General features: G+C 71.3%; 14 protein-coding genes. 6 read left to right on the top strand and 8 right to left on the bottom strand.

What is annotated here, in order from left to right; genetic code table 11:
- Position 1: 1 nt before the first annotated feature.
- Complete coding sequence (locus ABZ016_RS36845) at positions 2-2,125, bottom strand: SpoIIE family protein phosphatase (RefSeq protein ID WP_356921096.1); 2,124 nt, start codon at positions 2,123-2,125, stop codon at positions 2-4.
- Between the two features lie 147 nt (positions 2,126-2,272).
- On the opposite strand from ABZ016_RS36845, the gene ABZ016_RS36840 reads away from it, so the two are divergent.
- Positions 2,273-3,001, top strand: a complete 729-nt coding sequence (locus ABZ016_RS36840; protein WP_356921095.1) for an ankyrin repeat domain-containing protein — start codon at positions 2,273-2,275, stop codon at positions 2,999-3,001.
- Between the two features lie 40 nt (positions 3,002-3,041).
- Here the strand turns inward: ABZ016_RS36840 and ABZ016_RS36835 are convergent, their stop codons facing one another.
- The gene (locus ABZ016_RS36835; protein WP_356921094.1) at positions 3,042-3,224 is read right to left on the bottom strand and encodes a hypothetical protein; all 183 of its coding nucleotides are present in this window, start codon (positions 3,222-3,224) and stop codon (positions 3,042-3,044) included.
- Between the two features lie 235 nt (positions 3,225-3,459).
- On the opposite strand from ABZ016_RS36835, the gene ABZ016_RS36830 reads away from it, so the two are divergent.
- From ABZ016_RS36830 to ABZ016_RS36820, 3 genes are all read left to right on the top strand, one after another.
- Positions 3,460-4,281, top strand: coding sequence for a chitosanase (locus tag ABZ016_RS36830; protein ID WP_356921093.1), 822 nt, complete (start codon positions 3,460-3,462; stop codon positions 4,279-4,281).
- A 120-nt stretch (positions 4,282-4,401) separates the two neighbouring features.
- Complete coding sequence (locus ABZ016_RS36825) at positions 4,402-5,376, top strand: DMT family transporter (protein ID WP_356921092.1); 975 nt, start codon at positions 4,402-4,404, stop codon at positions 5,374-5,376.
- A gap of 143 nt (positions 5,377-5,519) precedes the next feature.
- Positions 5,520-7,751 (top strand): MMPL family transporter, encoded by a 2,232-nt coding sequence (locus ABZ016_RS36820; RefSeq protein ID WP_356921091.1) that lies wholly within the window; start codon positions 5,520-5,522, stop codon positions 7,749-7,751.
- 15 nt (positions 7,752-7,766) lie between these two features.
- On the opposite strand, the gene ABZ016_RS36815 is transcribed toward ABZ016_RS36820, so the two are convergent.
- The 5 genes from ABZ016_RS36815 to ABZ016_RS36795 form a co-directional block, all read right to left on the bottom strand.
- Positions 7,767-8,531 carry a sulfite exporter TauE/SafE family protein gene (locus tag ABZ016_RS36815; protein WP_356921090.1) on the bottom strand — a complete coding sequence of 255 codons (765 nt, stop codon included), beginning with the start codon at positions 8,529-8,531 and terminating at the stop codon, positions 7,767-7,769.
- A 49-nt stretch (positions 8,532-8,580) separates the two neighbouring features.
- Complete coding sequence (locus ABZ016_RS36810; protein ID WP_356921089.1) at positions 8,581-9,393, bottom strand: dienelactone hydrolase family protein; 813 nt, start codon at positions 9,391-9,393, stop codon at positions 8,581-8,583.
- Between the two features lie 142 nt (positions 9,394-9,535).
- On the bottom strand, positions 9,536-11,575 hold the full coding sequence (locus ABZ016_RS36805; RefSeq protein ID WP_356921088.1) for a DUF1996 domain-containing protein: 2,040 nt from the start codon (positions 11,573-11,575) through the stop codon (positions 9,536-9,538).
- A 252-nt stretch (positions 11,576-11,827) separates the two neighbouring features.
- The gene (locus ABZ016_RS36800) at positions 11,828-12,508 is read right to left on the bottom strand and encodes a lytic polysaccharide monooxygenase auxiliary activity family 9 protein (protein ID WP_356921087.1); all 681 of its coding nucleotides are present in this window, start codon (positions 12,506-12,508) and stop codon (positions 11,828-11,830) included.
- Positions 12,509-12,685: 177 nt separating this feature from the next.
- A complete protein-coding gene (locus tag ABZ016_RS36795) occupies positions 12,686-13,318 on the bottom strand; it encodes a GNAT family N-acetyltransferase (protein WP_356921086.1) in 633 nt (210 codons plus the stop codon).
- Positions 13,319-13,413: 95 nt separating this feature from the next.
- Here ABZ016_RS36795 and ABZ016_RS36790 point away from each other — a divergent pair, with 95 nt between their 5' ends.
- Positions 13,414-14,514, top strand: a complete 1,101-nt coding sequence (locus ABZ016_RS36790; RefSeq protein WP_356921085.1) for a YihY/virulence factor BrkB family protein — start codon at positions 13,414-13,416, stop codon at positions 14,512-14,514.
- A 9-nt stretch (positions 14,515-14,523) separates the two neighbouring features.
- Here ABZ016_RS36790 and ABZ016_RS36785 read toward each other — a convergent pair whose 3' ends face one another.
- Positions 14,524-14,976 (bottom strand): flavodoxin family protein, encoded by a 453-nt coding sequence (locus ABZ016_RS36785; RefSeq protein WP_356921084.1) that lies wholly within the window; start codon positions 14,974-14,976, stop codon positions 14,524-14,526.
- A gap of 96 nt (positions 14,977-15,072) precedes the next feature.
- Here ABZ016_RS36785 and ABZ016_RS36780 point away from each other — a divergent pair, with 96 nt between their 5' ends.
- A complete protein-coding gene (locus tag ABZ016_RS36780; protein ID WP_356921083.1) occupies positions 15,073-15,522 on the top strand; it encodes an SRPBCC family protein in 450 nt (149 codons plus the stop codon).
- Positions 15,523-15,568 lie beyond the last annotated feature (46 nt).

Here is a 15,568-nt window from a genome sequence, read left to right as displayed (position 1 = left end):
CTCACGCGGTGCCGTCGGCCCGCAGGAGGAGTACGGCGATGTCGTCCGTGTGCCGTCCGGTGGGTGCCGTGTGCCGGACGAGCCGGTCGATGAGCCGTTCCAGGTCGTGGCCGTCGCCGGTGTCCAGGTGCCCGGCGAGGTCGGACGTGGTCCGGGTGGCGTCGGTGCCGGGGAGCTCGACCAGCCCGTCGGTGTAGAGGGCGAGGGTGGTGCCGGGGAGCAGGGGCGCGCTGGTGACCGGGTAGTGGACGGCGGTGTCGATGCCCAGCAGCGGACCCGGCTCGACGTCGAGGACGCCGGCGGGGCGGCCGGCGTTGCGCAGCAGCGGTGGCACGTGTCCGGCGCTGGCGAAGGCCGCCTCCCGGCGGGCCAGGTCGAGATGGACGTAGAGGCAGGAGACGAGCAGTTCGGAGTCGAGGTCGCCCAGCAGCCGGTTGGTGCGGGCGAGAACCTGGTCGGGTGCGGCGCCCGCGGTGGCGTGGGCGTGGATGGCGGTGCGGACCTGGCCCATCAGCGCGGCGGCGGCGATGCTGTGTCCCTCCACGTCGCCGATGACGGCGGCCGCGGTCGTGCGGCCGAGGCGCAGGAGGTCGAAGAAGTCGCCGCCGACCTCGAGCCCATGGCCGGCGGGCAGGTAGCGGGCGGCGACCTGGAGGCCGGGGAGCCGGGGCAGAGCCCGGGGCAGCAGGGCGCGCTGGAGTTCGTGGACGAGACGGTGCTGGGCGTCGTAGAGCCGGGCACGGTCGAGGGCCTGGGCGATCAGGCCGGACAGCGAGGTCAGGACGGCGCGTTCGTCGGCGGTGAAGGTGTGCGGGTGGTCGTAGGTCAGAATGCAGCAGCCGACCGGCCGGCCCGAGATGATCAGTGGGAGGAACGCCCAGGCCTGTTTGCCGCTGATCCGGGGTGCCCGGGGGTAGGTGGCGGCCAGCTCGGCCGGGTCGGCGAAGAAGGCGGGAGTGCCGCTGGCCAGGACCTGGCCGGCGGGGGTGAGGTCGGTGTCCAGGGACAGGGCGTCGAGTCGTTCCATGACGTCGGCCGGGTAGCCGTAATGGCCGGTGATCTTCAGCCGGCCGGCGTCGGCGGCGGAGAGCACCATGCCCTGGGCCCGGAAGGCGGGCAGGATCTGGTGGGTGAGCAGTGCCACGAGGTCGTGCACGGTCACCGTTTCGGTGAGGGCGGCGGCCAGGTGCACGAGTTGGTAGAGGCGTCCTGTCGGTGCCGCCACGGCGCCGCGTGCGGGGGCGGTGGGCGGCGGGTTCTCGGTCCGTTCGCGTGTCGGGAGGACGCGGACGCTGATGCCGCTGGTGTCGGGGTGGAGCTGGAAGGTCAGCCAGTGGTCCGGTGGGCGGAGCGCGGTGAAGGACACGGGCGCCCGGCTGAGGACCGCCGTGCGGTAGTGGTCTTCGAACACGGGGTCGTCCAGCCAGGACAGGGACTGCCAGGGCCGTGTGCCGAGCAGCCGGTCGGCATGGCGTCCCATGAGGCGGGCCGCGGTGGAGGTGACGAAGGTGATGCGGCCCTCCAGGTCCAGGGCCAGGGCGCCTTCGGGGAGGCGTTCGAGGTAGTCGGCGGCGGCCAGGCCGGTCTGCACGGGGTGATGCGCCGCCTCGACGGGGACGATGCGTGGCTGGTCGGGCAGGGTGGGCGGCCGGGGGGCCTCGTCCAGCAGGCGTGCCATGCGGCGGGCGCTGGCGACGAGGTGGCCGCGTTCGCGGGGTGTGACCTCTCGTGGACGCGCCGCGGGCCACATCAGCACGATGCCGCCCCAGCGGCGCCGGACGCCGGTCAGCGGGACCGCGGCCAGGGCGAACGGATAGGGCAGGGTGGCGGCGGCCCGCGGGTAGCGGCGGGCCATCTCGTCCTGGCTGCCGATGGACACCAGTGTGTCGTCGTGGATGGCGTCGGTGACCGGGACGGGCGCGGTGAGGGGCAGACGCTGCCACGGGGCGCTGAAGGCCACCGGCAGGCCGCACAGCGCCACCAGGCGCAGCACGGGCTCCGTCTCCTCGATCAGGTACAGGCCGCCGATGGAGGCGCCGGAACCGCGCACGGTGTCGGCCAGGGCCGCCCCCAGGGCGTCGTCCAGCGACCCGGCGCCCCTGGGCGGCTCGTTGCCTCCGGTCATGCTCGCCTCCCGCTCTAACCCGGACGCTACGCCCAGCGGGTCGCGGGGGCATGTCGTCGGTGCGCCTCTGTGCCCGGAAACCGCGGGGGAAGCGGCACGACCTGCTGGCAGAATCGGAGGTCCGAGACGGAGACCGGGAGGCCGATCTTGCAGACGCTGACATCGCGGGACCCCCTGGCCGTCGCCGTCACCGAAGCCATCCGGCACGGCGATCTCCCCGGGCTCCGGCGCCTGCTCTCCGAGCATCCCGGACTGGCCACCGCTCGTATCGTGGAGCAGGAGGAGAACTGCAGGGGCACGCGAAGCCTGCTGCACATCGCGACCGACTGGCCCGGTCACTTCCCGCACGGGCCCGAGGTGATCGCCGCGCTGGTCGCCGCCGGGGCCGATCCCGACGCACGCTTCGACGGCGCGCACGCGGAGACGCCGCTGCACTGGGCCGCGAGCAACAACGACGTGGCCGCACTGGACGCCCTCCTCGCCGCCGGGGCCGACATCGAGGCCCCCGGGGCGGTGATCGCCGGCGGCACCCCGCTCGCCGACGCCCGCGCGTTCGGCCAGTGGCGGGCCGCGCACCGGCTCGTGGAGCACGGTGCCCGCACCACCCTCCAGGACGCCGCCACGCTCGGCCTGCTCGACCGGGTCCGGGCGTATGTGGAGGCCGACGGGCGGCCGTCGCCGGACGAGATCACCAGCGCCTTCTGGGGTGCCTGCCACGGCGGTCATCTGGCCACCGCGCAGTACCTGCATCGGCACGGCGCAGACATCGACTGGTGCGGCTACGACGACAGGACCCCGCTCGACATCGCCCGCGCCCAGGACGCCGAGGACGTCGTGCGGTGGCTGCGCGGCCTGGGCGCGAAGAGCGGGTCATAGCCCGGGGGCTCGTCACCCGGCCGACGGGGGGCCGGTCGCCTCACAAGCAGTAGCGCACCAGCCATTCGTCCTGGTTGTACGCGGTGCGGGCCGGGTCGGGCGTGCCGGCCGGCCGCTCCTCGACCATGTCCTCCACACGCACCGGCTCCGGCAGTGCCCCGAAACGGGCCCGGCGTACGGCGGCCTCCGCCTCGCTCCCCTGCTGCGAAGTCGCGTCGTCCACGGCGATTCCCCTCTCCAGCTGGTTTCCCGGCCGATCTGCCTCCCTGGGCAAAGAGTTGACGCACGAGGCGCGTCCATGGTTCCCGTGGCCTCGCCCAGCCTTGACCTCGGCTCCGCCCTTCGACCCCACGAACTTCGCCCTCAGCTCTTTCCTTCACACCCCCTGAGTGATAGTAAACCTTCCTATCAGTTCTGCACGGCCCGCCCTTCCACCCCCCACCCTGTTCGGAGGCACCGTGAGACACCCCTCAACCCCGGCAGCGCGCCGCACCGTCCTGGCGTTGTTCGGAGCCGCCCTCGTGACCGCCCCGCTGCTGAAGCCGTCGCACGCCACGGCCTCCGTCCGGGCCGTCGGGCTCGACGACCCGGCAAAGAAGGAGATCGCCATGCGGCTCGTGTCGAGCGCGGAGAACTCCTCGCTCGACTGGAAGGCGCAGTACCCGTACATCGAGGACATCGGGGACGGCCGGGGCTACACCGCCGGCATCATCGGGTTCTGCTCCGGCACCGGCGACATGCTCGACCTCGTCGAGCTCTACACCGGCCGCAAACCCGGCAACGTCCTCGCGAGATACCTGCCGGCGCTGCGCGAGGTCGACGGTTCCGACTCGCACGACGGGCTCGACCCCGGCTTCCCCGGCGACTGGCGCAGGGCGGCGCGGGACGACGTGTTCCGGCGGGCGCAGGACGACGAGCGCGACCGGGTCTACTTCGATCCGGCGGTGCGTCAGGGGAAGGCGGACGGGCTGCGGGTGCTCGGCCAGTTCGCGTACTACGACGCCATCGTGATGCACGGCGACGGCGGCGACCGGCTGAGCTTCCGCAACATACGCAAGCGTGCCCTGCGCACGGCGAAGCCACCGGCCCAGGGCGGTGACGAGGTGGCCTACCTCAACGCCTTCCTCGACGCGCGGGTGTGGGCCATGAAACAGGAGCCGGAGCACGAGGACACGAGCCGGGTCGACACGGCCCAGCGGGTCTTCCTCCGCAAACGGAACCTCGACCTCGACCCGCCGCTGGACTGGAAGGTCTACGGCGACAGCTACCACATCGGCTGAAACCCCACTGGTTCGCCGGAGCAGGGGCACCTCGTCCTGCTCCGGCGAACCGATTGGTCCGTCAAAGCGCCGCGTAAGTGGCCCTCCAACCGGACCGCTCCACTGCCTAACGTCGCCGGCATGAACGCCACCGCCACGCGGGGAGCCCTGCTCGCCGCGTTCGCCTGTGTCCTCGTCGGAGGGTCCTTCACGGCCAACAGCGTCCTGGGCCACTACCCGTACGCGGGCGGCCAGTTCCTGCGCTACGGGACGGCCTGTCTGCTGCTGGTCCCGTGGGCCGGGAAGGGCGCGACCGGCCGGCTGAGGGCGCTGACGCCCCGTCAGTGGCTCCGTCTCGCCCTGCTCGCCGCGGTCGGCATGGTGGGTTTCAATCTGGCCGTCATCGCCGCGGAGCGCACGGCGGAACCCGCTGTCCCCGGCGTGTTCGTGGGCTGCGCGCCGGTGGCCGTCGCCGTGCTCGTACCCCTCCTGGACGGGCGCAGGCCCCGACGGGCGGTTCTGTACGGGGCGTTGCTCGTGGCCGTCGGCGCCTTCACCGTCCAGGGATGGGGGCGTACGGACGGCGCCGGCATCGCCTTCTCCGTGTGCGCCCTCGCGGGGGAGGTCGGGTTCGCCGTGCTCGCCGTACCCGTCCTGCGCCCCCTCGGGCCCCGGTTGCTGTCCGCCACGGTGTGCGCGGTCGCCGCGCTGGAGTCGGCGCTGGTCGCGGTGGCGGCCGACGGCGCCGGGTGGCTGCGGCGACCGGACGGTGTCGAGGCCGCCGCGTTGCTGTGGCAGGCGGGGGTGGTCACCGTGGTCGGCTTCGTGTGCTGGTACATGGGCATGCAGCGGATCGGTGCCGAACGCGCCACGCTGTTCTCCGGCCTCATCCCGGTCGCGGCGGCCTGCACCGCCCCGCTCGTCGGCACCGGCTCCTACGGCCTCGCCCAGGCGGCGGGCAGCGCGCTGGTCGGCCTCGGCGTCGCTCTCGGGTCGGGGGCGCTGTCGCGGGCGGGGCGCGAAGAGGACGAACCGCGAGCGGCCCGCGCACGCCGCTCACCCGGACGGGACGACGAACGGGGCCGGGCGGCGGCAGGTGTCGGTGACCCGGACTGACAGCCGTGCTCTCCGGCGACCGCCTTTCGGGGGAACGGCCGCCCGGAGGGGCGTGGCGACGCCGCGTCCGACATGCCGGAGCGATCCGGCGCGCATCTAATGGACGGCATCGAACGTCTCGGCCGACACGGGAGGCCACGTCCATGCCGCACACCCGCACCGGTGGGGGGACCGAGGACGCCGCGCGTGCGGGCGTGCTGCGACGGCTGGGCGAGTGGTGTGCTCACCACTTCGTGATCGTCATCCTCGCCTGGCTCGTGGCGCTGGTGGCTCTGCAGGTCGTCAGCCGTGAGTTCGGTGGAGCGTACTCGGACAACTTCAGCCTGCCCCAGGCGCAGGCCCAGAAGGGCCTGGACGTGCTGAAGGAGCACGATCCACAAGCCGGCGGCTACAGCAGCCAGATCGTGCTGCACGACGACCGGCAGCCGCTGACCGCGCTGAGCTCCCAGATGTCCGCCACGGTCGCCGACCTGGAGAAGCTCCCGCACGTCCTGTCCGCCCAGAACCCGCTGTCCGCCCCGAGCACGCCGAGCGGTCAGCAGAACGTGGGGCCGCTGTCGGACGACAAGAAGACGGCCTACATCACCGTCCGTTTCAACGAGCAGCCCTCGACGCTCGGCAGCGACTACCTCAACGGGGTCGACACCGCCGTACAGCCGTTGCGGTCGGCCGGGGCCGAGGTCGAGTACGGCGGACCACTCGGCGAGCTCGCCCGGCCGTCCGCCGACGACCGGGTGAGCGAGCTGATCGGTTTCGGCGTGGCCGTCATCGTGCTGCTGGTCGGGTTCGGCAGCGTGATCGCCGCCGTCGTCCCGCTCCTGAGCGCGCTGATCAGTGTCGTCGGCGGTCTCGCCATCCTCGGCCTGCTGGCGGCGGCCTTCACCTTCGCGACGGTCTCACCGACCCTGGCCACGATGATCGGCCTCGGTGTGGGAATCGACTACGCGCTGTTCATGCTCACGCGGCATCGGCAGAACCTCATCGACGGCATGGACCCGGTGCGTGCCGCCGGTCAGGCCGCGAGCACCAGCGGCCATGCCGTCCTCGTCTCCGGCTGTACGGTGATCATCGCGCTGGCGGGCCTGTCCGCGTCCGGCGTCTCCTTCATCTCCCTGCTCGGTCTCGCCGCCGCCGTCACCGTCGTCTCGGCCGTCGCCGGCGCGCTCACCCTGGTGCCGGCCCTGCTCGGCCTCATCGGCCGGCACATCGACCGCTACCAGGTGCGCCGCCCCATCGCCGAGAGCGACGCCGAGGGGGGTGAGACGCAGCAGGGCACCTGGCACCGCTACGCGCAGCGGGTGGAGCGCAGGCCGTTGTGGTTCCTGTCCGGCGGTGTCGCCGTGGTCGTGATCCTGGCGATCCCGTTGTTCTCCATCCAGCTCGGCCACATCGGTGACGGCGCCGACCCGACCTCCTTCACCGACCGGCGGGCGTACGACCTGATGAGCGACGCCTTCGGGCCGGGCTCGAACGGCCCGCTCACGGTCGTCATCGACCAGACGGACGTACCGCAGTCGCAGCGCTCCGCTCTGGCGTCGAAGGCCCAGCAGACGCTCGACAAGGTCGAAGGAGCCGCCGTCGTCACTCCCCTGATGCCCACGCAGGACGGGGACGTCCTGATCGGCACGGTCTACTCGACCAAGTCCCCGCAGAACTCCGCGACCACGGATCTGACCAACCGTCTCGTCGACGACACGCTGCCGGACGCGGTCCAGGGCACGGACGCCAAGGGGTACGTCACCGGTACGACGGCGACACAGGTCGACTTCCGGAACATCGTCGCCTCCCAGCTGCCCGTGATCATCGCCGTCGTGGTGGGCCTGGCGTTCCTGATCATCCTCGCCGTGTTCCGGGGGCTGCTCGTCGCCCTCAAGGCGGCCGTTCTCAACGTGCTGTCGATCGCCGCCTCGTACGGGGTGGTCGTCGCGGTCTTCCAGTGGGGCTGGGGCGGGCCCGCGCTCGGCGTCCACGGCAAGGTGCCCATCGAGAGCTATGTGCCGATGATGATGTTCGCCATCGTCTTCGGCCTCAGCATGGACTACGAGATCTTCCTGCTGTCTCGCGTCCACGAGGCCTGGCTCCGCACCGGGGACGCCAAGGGGTCCGTCGCGCACGCCCTGGAGATCACGGCCCGGGTCATCACCTGCGCCGCGCTGATCATGGTGAGTGTGTTCGCCGCGTTCCTCATCAGCGACAACATCGTGGTCAAGATGCTCGGGCTGGGGCTGGCCGTCAGCGTGCTGATCGACGCCACCGTCGTACGACTGCTCATGGTGCCGGCCGTGATGACGCTGCTGGGGCGGCACGCCTGGTGGACGCCGCGGTGGCTGGACCGGGTGCTGCCCCACATCGACGCCGAAGGGGGACGGGCGTAGCCCGTGACGTGGGTGTCAGTGCAGCACGAGGTGGACCAGGGCGACGGTGCCGACCGAGACGATCAGGGTCCGCAGGACGGCCGGGCTGAAGCGGCGGCCCGTTCTGGCTCCGACGAGACCGCCGAGGGCGGATCCGGCGGCGATGAGCACGACGGCTGTCCAGTCGAAGTCGGCGAAGAAGAGGAAGAGCACGGCGGCGACGGTGTTCACCACGGCGGCCAGGACGTTCTTGACGGCATTGAGCCGCTGGAGCGTGTCGTCGAGCAGCATGCCCATGAGCGAGACGTAGATGATGCCCTGCGCCGCGGAGAAGTAGCCGCCGTAGACACTGGCGAGTGTCAGCCCGCTGAACAGCAGCGGGCCGCCGTCGCGGTGGCCGGAACCGCCTTCACTGCGACGGCGGCGCACTCGTCCGGCGATCAGGGGCTGGCAGGCGACCAGCACGAGGGCGATGCCCACCAGGGCCGGGACGATCCGCTCGAAGGCCGACGTCGGCAGGGTCAGCAGCAGGACCGCCCCCGTGAGGCCGCCCAGCGCGGCACCGATGCCGAGCAGCAGGACGCGTCGCCGCTGCCCCTTCAGTTCCTCGCGGTACCCGATGATCGCGCTGATGGAGCCCGGGACCAGCCCGAGCCCGTTGGACACCGTGGCGGTCACCGGCGGCAGGCCGGTGGCGAGCAGCACCGGGAAGGTGATCAGTGTTCCCGACCCGACGACGGCGTTGACGGCGCCCGCGCCCGCACCCGCTCCGAACACGGCCGCCATCTCCCCCGGCGTCATGCCGCCCCTCCCCCGGCGGCAGCGCCGCGTGTCGCGTCCTTGGTGATGTTCATGGGGTCACGCTAGAGGGTGGGCGGTTCGGCGGTCGCCGAAGGGTTTCGGGCCGGAGACCTGAGCTCCGGACCAGGGCCCGCTCGAGCAGCGGGAGCAGGCGGTCCCAGTGACGCCGCAGCCCGGACGGGTCGAAGGCGTCGGTGTCCGACATGGTGAAGCCGTGTCTGGTGCCGGGGTAGATCTCGGTGGTGTGGCCGACACCTGCGGCGTCGAGGGCACGGTCGAGCTCGCCGAGAGCCTCGGGCGTCATGTCGCCCTCGGCGAGGCCTATGTGGACTTCGGCGGTGAGCTCGGGGACGAGGCGGTGCGGGCTGTCGGGCGCGTCGGTGACCAGGAAGCCGGGGTGGAATCCGGCCATGGCGGCCACCCGGTCGGGGTGAGCCGTCGCGGTGCGCATCGCCAGTGCGGCGCCGATGCAGTAGCCGATCACGCCGACCGGTCCCGGGCGGACCTCGGGCCGGGTGGTGAGGAACTCGAGGTAGGCGTCGGCATCGCGCAGTACGCGTTCGGAGGTGTGCGCCTCGATCAAGGGCATCAGCCGGGCGATGACCGCGGGCCTGATGTCCTCCCCGATGTGCTGGGGAAGTTCGGTCACGGGTGCCGGGCCCTGCCGGTAGTAGATGTTGGGGACGAGCACGTAGTACCCGTGCTCCGCCAGTTCGCGGGCCCTCGCCTCCAGTTCGGGCCGCACGCCGAAGGCGTCGGTGTACAGCAGCACTCCCGGGTGCCGCTCGGCCCGGTCGGGGAAGACGGCGAGCGCGTCGGCCTCGCCGTCCGGGGTGGTGATCTGCAGTTGCTCGATGGGCAAGATCTTCCTTCCTGGACGTGATCATGACCAGTGAAACGGCTGTTCGCTCGATCCTCAACCCCCGGAAACCGGCCACGACAAAAGCGGCGGCGGGACCCGTCGGGGTCCCGCCGCCGTTCCCTGGTGTACCGGTGACGCGGTGTCAGCCGCGCCTGACGCGGCGGAGGACCACGAAGCCCGCGATGACCAGCACGGCTCCTGCCGCGGCCGGCCAGAGCTGGGCGCCGGTCTCGGCGAGGCCGCCGCCCACCGCCTGGGGCTCGGTCCGGGGCGGGACCGACGGGGTCGGGGCGGAGCTGGTCGCGGTGCCGACCGCCTGGGACTGGCCGAGACCGTCCGTGTCCTCGCCCGTGTCGTCCTTCGAACCACCCTGTTCTGCGGCGTTCGCGGTCCCGGCCGCGGTCGTCGCCCGTACCTCGGGGGCGCCGGTACCCGGGGCCTTGCCGCCCTGGTCCGCTTCGGGGGCCGGCTTGTCCGTCGCAGACGGCTTGGAAACGCCGCCTCCCTTGCCGTCCTCGGCGCCGTCGCCCGCGTCCGTGGGCTTTCCACCGGGGTTTTTGCCCTGCGCGGTGTCCGGCGTGCGCGTGGGCTGCTGCTGCGGTGCCTCGGGAGTCTTCGTCGGCTGCTCCTGGGGGGCCTCCGGAGTCTTCGTCGGCTGCTCCTGCGGGGCTTCCGGCGTCTTCGTCGGCTCGGCTCCGGGCTCCTCACCGGCCCCGGGCTCTTCGCCCGGCTCGGCTTCCGCTCCGGCGCCGCACGTGCGGCCGTCGTTGATGCAGTCGACCATCTCCCGCATCAGGCCCTCGTCGAACACGTTGATGAAGTCGCCGTGGTCCGTGACCGGCTTGTGCAGCTGCTCCGGGAAGGAGTCCACCGCGAACAGCGGTGTCGTACGGCCGCCGTCCTCCAGGCTCGGCGCGTCGACGTCGTAGACGATGCGCTGGACCAGCTGCGGGACGGGCCGGAAGCCGGACGGGCAGTTGCCGGCGGCGTCGGCGAAGGCCATGTGGGTACGGTGGTTGGCGCTGTCGATGTTGCGCCCGTCCCAGCAGCTCTGGAACTTGAAGGTACGCACCACGTCGCTGCCCTGCGGGCAGAGCGGGTACTTGTCCTTCAGCTGCCGGTCCTCGAAACCGGTGCAGCTCCAGGAGGCGTTGGCGTTGGCGGGACCGTTGACGAACGACTTGGCGTCGCCGGTGATGATGCGCAGCAGCCGCGGCATCGCGGTGACCTTGCCGCGCGGGTTCCCCACGAAGTTCAGCGTGACCTGCTTGGGCGTGACGATCTCGCCGGCGTTGCCCTCGATGCCGCCGCCGGGCTTCTCGGCGTCCTGCTCCTTGCTGCCGTTCTGGAGGCGCAGGACGGGCCAGTAGTAGGAGGACTTGTCGCCGTCGTCGGCACAGCTGGTCTCGGCGTTCGCGAGGTCCTGGTCACTGGCGAAGGCGTTGTTGGCCTGGTTGCCGACGTAGTCGTGGAAGTGGTGGGCGCCGTTGGTGACACCCGGGGCGGCGATGATGTTGTCGGAGTTGAACAGGCCGTTCTCGTTCACGCCGCAGTCGGTGGCGAAGGTGCCGCGGGAGGCCTGCTTCCCCTGGCTGGGGCTGCCGCCACCCGGCTGGACGCTGGTGATGGGTGCGAAGTCGGTGGCGACGGGTCCGTTTCCGGCCTGGCCGCCGTTGTTGCCCTGGCCCTGCCCGGCGCCCTGTCCGCCCTGTGCGCCGTCGGCCGGCTCCTGGCCGGGCTGCCGGTCGCCGTCTCCTCCCTGGCCTTCGCCCTGCGCGGGGGCCTGGTTGCCGGAGTCGCGTACGGCGCAGGCGGCGAGGGCGTCGAGCCCTTCGGGGCGGTCCCCGACGCGGTCGATGGCGATCGCGATGCGCTCGAGGGTCGCGGTCCTCTTCTCCTTCAGCGGGTTCATGACGGCGCTGTCGGCGAAGCCCGGGTCCTGCTGCGTCTGTTGCGCCGACTCGCTCAGCCGCTGGTAGGCCTTGGCGATCTGCTCGTCCAGGAGGGCGAGTTCCTTGTCGACCTCCGCCCTGGCCGGTTCGGGCACCGAGGTCAGCCGGCTGCCGACGTCGGGGCAGTCGATCGTGGTGCCCTCGGTCCGAACCCCCGTGTCGGACCGCGTCCGGGCAGGATCGGTGCCCGAACCGCCGTCCGTGGCCGAGGCGTAGACGCTCGCCGCCATCAGACCGCCTCCGCCCAGGATCAGCGCGACTGCGGCGAAGGTCGCGCGCCGTGGGCCTGTTGGGCGTCTTCGCGTATTGCGTCCCAAGGGTGCTCTCCTGCGTTTCGTGGCGTGCGGGGCATGAAAATCCCCTCGCCCCATACGTACGGGAGCGCCGGAGCGTTCAAGTCTTTCGAGGATTCTTCGGAAACTCTCAGGAAGCACACAGGACGCGAGCCCCGCCGGACCACACCGCCCGGCGGGAGCCGCAGGTCAGCGGAAGTTCACGTCACTGCACAGGAAGTAGGTCTGGTCCATGTGCGAGGCCTGCCAGATCGTGTAGACGACGTGCCGGCCGCTCAGCCCCGAAGTGCTCACCGGGATCTGGTAGTTCTGGCTGGGCGCGTACTTGCCGGTGCGTGCGACGAGCCGGAGGTCGTTCCAGGTCAACGGCTGGGTGGTGGGGTCGAAGCCCTGCCGTGTGACGTACACCAGGAAGTAGTCGGCGCCGTGACTGGCCTGGTCGTACAGCTTCACGGTGAAGTTGCCGGAGATGTCGGTCGTCTTCCAGGCGCCCACCGTGTCGAGGGAGTTGTACCGGCCGCCCTCGGTGCGTCCGCCGCTGCACAGCTGCCCGTCGGGGACCGCGGCCGGGAAGTTGCCGGCGGAGCCGTTGCGGTACAGGCCGTTCCAGTTCCACATGGCGTTGGGGTTGTCCTGCCACGCCTGCCAGCACATGGGGTCCAGCCGGGCCATCTCGGGGTTCTGGAAATCGCTGCCCCAGCGCAGCCAGCAGCCGTAGTTGCGGGAGGCCGGGTCGACGACCGAGCCGTGGGCGACGGCCGTGCCGCTCCACGGGATCAGGCTCAGCAGGGCGGCGATCAGCACACTCAGGGCGAGCGTCAGACGGGACCGGACCTTGCCCCGTGGCTTATCATGACCATGACAATCCATGATCTCCTCTTTCGGATGTGGGGGTTGTCGGTGCTTCGTGGGGAGTGCGGGAGCTCTCGTGGGAGCGCTCCCGCAGTGCACAGGCTGCGCCCGATGCCCCCGGTCGGCAACCGGCCGATTGCGCCACTTCCGTGCCTCCTGGCGCGTTCGATGCGTTCGACGTTCGACGGGGAGCCGTCAGAGCCGGTCGAGTTCCTTAGTGGTGCGTCCGAGATAGGTGGCCGCTCCCGGCTCGGGGACGTCGAGCCGGTGGAAGCCCATCCGGTCGTAGAAGGCCGCGGCCCGGGTGTTGGCGGTGGCCATGGCCAGGTGGACCGCCGGCACTCCACGGTCCTGGAGCGCTTGGAGGAACGCCCGCAGCAGACGGCGTCCATGGCCGCTCCCCTGCCACTCCGGCAGCAGGTCGATGTGCAGGTGCGCGGGATACGCGGCCAGTTCGGGGACCACCATCCGCTCGGGGTGGTGCAACAGATGGGCGATGACTTCGTCCGGGGTGCCCGGCGGTGCGAGTGGCTCCGGGTAGCGGTCGGCGACCAGGGGCAGCCAAGTGGTGCGGAAAGCCTCCGCGAAGCGTTCGGTGTCGGCCGTGCCGAGGATGTAGCCGACCGCGTGGCCCTGCCCGTCGTCCAGTACGAAGACCAGTTCCGGCTCCAGATGGGCGTAGGGCGTCGCGAAGGCGGCCGGGAAGACGCCCGGGTCCGTGTAGTGCGGGCGGCTGTCCTGGCCGTTGTGCGCGGTGCGGACGCAGATGTCGTCGAGGGCCGGACGGTCCTGGGGGCGGTAGGGGCGGACGAACGGGGAGGTGGTCATGACGGCATCGTGCCCGGCGCGAAAGCGCTCCCTCAACCCGCACACCGGCATGCTTTGCTCGGCTTAAGGGCATCGGCCGGGGTTACCCGGTTCCCATGGTGAAGCTGCATATTCCGGGACGAAAAGAACACCACGCGACCGAGGCCCCGCCTGAGGACACCGACCCGGGGCGAGCTCCATCCTCTGGTCCGGTCCCGGCCCCGGCGCCGGACGAGCCCGGTCCGGGCCCCGAGGTGGAGCGTGCCGCGCCGGACACGCCGAGCGACTTGCCCCGGAAGTCGTGGGGTGCGGTGCTGAAGGGGAGCCTGAGGGAGTTCAAGGACGACGAGCTGACCGACCGGGCGGCGGCGCTGACGTACTACGGAGTGCTGGCGCTCTTCCCTGCGCTGCTGGTGCTGGTGTCGATTCTCGGCCTCACCGGCAGGTCGACCACGGACAAGGTGCTCGACAACCTCCAGCAGCTCGCTCCCGGCTCGGCCCGCGACATCATCACCCGGGCCGTCGAGCAGTTGCAGGGCAACGCCGGTATCGGCTCCCTGATGGCCGTCGTCGGTCTCGTCCTCGCGGTGTGGTCGGCCTCCGGCTATGTCGGAGCCTTCATCCGCTCCGCCAACGCCGTCTACGACATCCCCGAGGGACGGCCGGTGTGGAAGCTGCTGCCGGTGCGGGTGGGTGTGACGGTGGTACTGCTGGTGCTGGCCGTGTTCAGCGCGCTGATCGTGGTGTTCACGGGCGGGCTGGCCCGGCAGGCCGGAGACCTGCTGGGCCTCGGCGACACCGCGCTGACGGTGTGGTCGTTCGCCAAGTGGCCCGTCCTGGTCCTGCTCGTCGTGCTCATGATCGCGATCCTGTACTGGGCGGCTCCGAACGCCAAGGTGAAGGGGTTCCGCTGGATCACGCCCGGCAGTCTGCTGGCCCTGCTGATCTGGATGGTGGCGTCCGCGGGCTTCGCCGTCTACGTGGCCAACTTCGCCTCGTACAACAAGACCTACGGCACCATGGCCGGTGTCATCGTCTTCCTGGTGTGGCTGTGGATCACGAACCTGGCGATCCTGCTGGGCCTGGAGTTCGACGCGGAGACGATGCGGCAGCGGGCCATCGCCGGCGGTCATCCGCCCGAGGCGGAACCGTACACCCAGCCCCGGGACACCCGGGCGTGGGACGAGGAGGACCGGCGCCGCCTGGAGGAGACCTGAGCGGGCCGCTCAGTCCATGAGTCCGGCGGCTACCGTCGCGCCCAGTTCCCAGCACCGCTCGACGTCGTTCTTGTCCGGCTCGCCGGTCACGGTGACGGCCTCGGCGGTGCGGCGCCAGTCGAGGCCCTTCGTGATCGACTCGATGCCCCGCACCGCTCCGGTGACGTCGTTCCCGCCGTGCACCCAGTAGCCGAAGGGCCGGCCGCGGGTCGCGTCCAGGCACGGGTAGTAGACCTGGTCGAAGAAGTGCTTCAGGGCGCCCGACATGTAGCCGAGGTTCGCGGGGGTCCCGAGGAGGTAGCCGTCGGCGGCGAGGACGTCGGAGGCGGTGGCGGACAGCGCCGGCACACGGACGACCCGCACGCCCACGATCTCGGGGTCCGTCGCGCCGGAGACGACGGCTTCGAACAGCGCCTGGCAGTTCGGCGAGGGCGTGTGATGGACGATCAGCAAGGTGGCCACGTCGTCCGACCCTACAAGTCGTGAGGACCAGGAGTGACCGGCGCGAGATCTGGTACCCGGCCGTGGCTCTCCGTACGAGAAAGGGAGGTAACCGCCTTGTCCCAGGTAGAGGAATCCATCGAGGTCCGCGTCCCGGTGCACACCGCGTACAACCAGTGGACGCAGTTCGAGACGTTCCCCGAGTTCATGGACGGCGTCGAGCGCATCGAGCAGCGCACCGACACCCTGACGCACTGGGTGACGAAGGTCGGCGGCCAGGAACGGGAGTTCGACGCGGAGATCACCGAGCAGGTGCCCGACGAGCGCGTCGCCTGGACGACCGTGAGCGGCGAGGCCAAACAGGCCGGTGTGGTGACCTTCCACCGCATCCAGGACGACACGACCAAGGTCATGCTCCAGATGGACTTCGACCCCAGCGGTGTGGCCGAGACGGTGGGCGACAAGCTGGGGTTCGTCAAGCGGCAGGTCTCCGGTGATCTGCAGCGGTTCAAGCGGTTCATGGAGGCCCGTGGGTCGGAGACGGGCGCCTGGCGCGGCGAGGTCTGAGCCGGAGCGGGACGAGGGGCGGCCGCCACCACGCGCGCGTGGTGGC

This window comes from Streptomyces sp. NPDC006372 (genome assembly GCF_040612515.1).
Taxonomy (GTDB): Bacteria; Actinomycetota; Actinomycetes; order Streptomycetales; family Streptomycetaceae; genus Streptomyces.
The sequence above is the reverse complement of the archived record's forward strand: the minus strand, read 5'-3'. Positions and strand labels throughout refer to the sequence as shown.

Coding starts and splice junctions, on each gene's coding strand:
- ABZ016_RS36845 (WP_356921096.1), bottom strand. CDS start 2,125: ATGACCGGAGGCAACGAGCCGCCCAGGGGCGCCGGGTCGCTGGACGAC.
- ABZ016_RS36825 (WP_356921092.1), top strand. CDS start 4,402: ATGAACGCCACCGCCACGCGGGGAGCCCTGCTCGCCGCGTTCGCCTGT.
- ABZ016_RS36820 (WP_356921091.1), top strand. CDS start 5,520: ATGCCGCACACCCGCACCGGTGGGGGGACCGAGGACGCCGCGCGTGCG.
- ABZ016_RS36815 (WP_356921090.1), bottom strand. CDS start 8,531: ATGACGCCGGGGGAGATGGCGGCCGTGTTCGGAGCGGGTGCGGGCGCG.
- ABZ016_RS36805 (WP_356921088.1), bottom strand. CDS start 11,575: ATGGCGGCGAGCGTCTACGCCTCGGCCACGGACGGCGGTTCGGGCACC.
- ABZ016_RS36800 (WP_356921087.1), bottom strand. CDS start 12,508: ATGGATTGTCATGGTCATGATAAGCCACGGGGCAAGGTCCGGTCCCGT.
- ABZ016_RS36795 (WP_356921086.1), bottom strand. CDS start 13,318: ATGACCACCTCCCCGTTCGTCCGCCCCTACCGCCCCCAGGACCGTCCG.
- ABZ016_RS36790 (WP_356921085.1), top strand. CDS start 13,414: ATGGTGAAGCTGCATATTCCGGGACGAAAAGAACACCACGCGACCGAG.